The sequence below is a fragment of the Streptomyces fulvoviolaceus genome (genome assembly GCF_000718165.1).
Classification (GTDB): domain Bacteria; phylum Actinomycetota; class Actinomycetes; order Streptomycetales; family Streptomycetaceae; genus Streptomyces; species Streptomyces fulvoviolaceus.
On record NZ_JOEY01000138.1, the window covers coordinates 1 to 1,434 of the forward strand.

General features: G+C 68.2%; 1 protein-coding gene. It reads left to right on the plus strand.

Features of this window, described 5'->3' with window-relative positions; genetic code table 11:
• Positions 1-208 precede the first annotated feature (208 nt).
• Positions 209-1,411, plus strand: a complete 1,203-nt coding sequence (locus IG08_RS0153125) for an IS110 family RNA-guided transposase (RefSeq protein WP_030622024.1) — start codon at positions 209-211, stop codon at positions 1,409-1,411.
• Positions 1,412-1,434 lie beyond the last annotated feature (23 nt).

Here is a 1,434-nt window from a genome sequence, read left to right on the forward strand (position 1 = left end):
CTGTTCCCCCCTGTCGAACGAATGACCTGGGGGGTGGTGTCACCGGGCCCGAGAGGCGCCGTTGGAGACGCTGATGAGAGGTCCGACTACCGCCTGGCCCGGCGCAATGCCCGGCCGCTTGCGGGCGGCAGGTCTGCATAACGTGGATGCGCGCATACGACGCCAACGCCCTGGCCAGCACCGCACGAACTCCGTTCGGGAGGATGGATTGGACGACATCGACGACGTGGGCGTCTTCCTCGGCCTGGACGTCGGCAAGAGCGCCCATCACGGACACGGACTCACCCCGGCCGGCAAGAAGGTCTTCGACAAGCAGTTGCCCAACAGCGAGCCGAAGCTGCGGGCCGTCTTCGACAAGCTGGCTGCGAAGTTCGGCACCGTGCTGGTGATCGTGGACCAGCCCGCCTCCATCGGAGCCCTCCCTCTGACGGTCGCCCGGGACGTCGGCTGCAAGGTCGCCTACCTGCCCGGCTTGTCCATGCGGCGAATCGCCGACCTCTACCCGGGCGAGGCGAAGACCGACGCGAAGGACGCGGCCGTGATCGCGGATGCCGCACGGACGATGCCGCACACCCTGCGCTCGTTGGAACTGACCGACGAGATCACCGCCGAGCTGACCGTGCTGGTGGGCTTCGACCAGGACCTGGCGGCCGAGGCGACCCGCACCTCCAACCGGATACGCGGGCTGCTCACCCAGTTCCACCCCAGCCTGGAGCGTGTCCTTGGCCCGCGCCTGGACCACCCTGCGGTGACCTGGCTGCTGGAACGCTACGGCTCCCCGGCCAGCTTGCGAAAGGCCGGACGTCGCAGGCTGGTTGAGGTGATCCGGCCCAAGGCTCCGCGCATGGCTGCCCGGCTGATCGACGAGGTCTTCGACGCGCTCGATGAGCAGACCGTCGTGGTCCCGGGCACCGGCACCCTCGACGTCGTGATCCCATCTCTGGCCCGTTCGCTTACGGCCGTCCACGAACAGCGACGAGCCCTGGAAACGCAGATCGGACAGCTGCTGGAGGCTCACCCTCTTTCCAAGGTCCTGACGTCGCTGCCCGGCGTCGGCATCAGGACCGCCGCCGCTTTGCTGGTCACCGTCGGCGACGGCACCAGCTTCCCCACCGCCGCCCACCTGGCCTCCTACGCCGGCCTGGCCCCGACGACCAAGTCGTCGGGGACCTCGATCCACGGCGAACACGCGCCCAGAGGCGGCAACCGGCAGCTCAAGCGGGCGATGTTCCTGTCCGCATTCGCTGCACTGCACGATCCTGTCTCCCGCAGCTACTACGACCGATGCCGGTCCCGCGGAAAGACCCACACCCAGGCACTTCTCCGCCTGGCCCGTCAGCGGATCAACGTGCTGTTCGCGATGCTCCGCGACGGCACCTTCTACGAACCCCGAACCCCACGCCTCGCTTGACGAAAGACATAGAGGCACCCCCC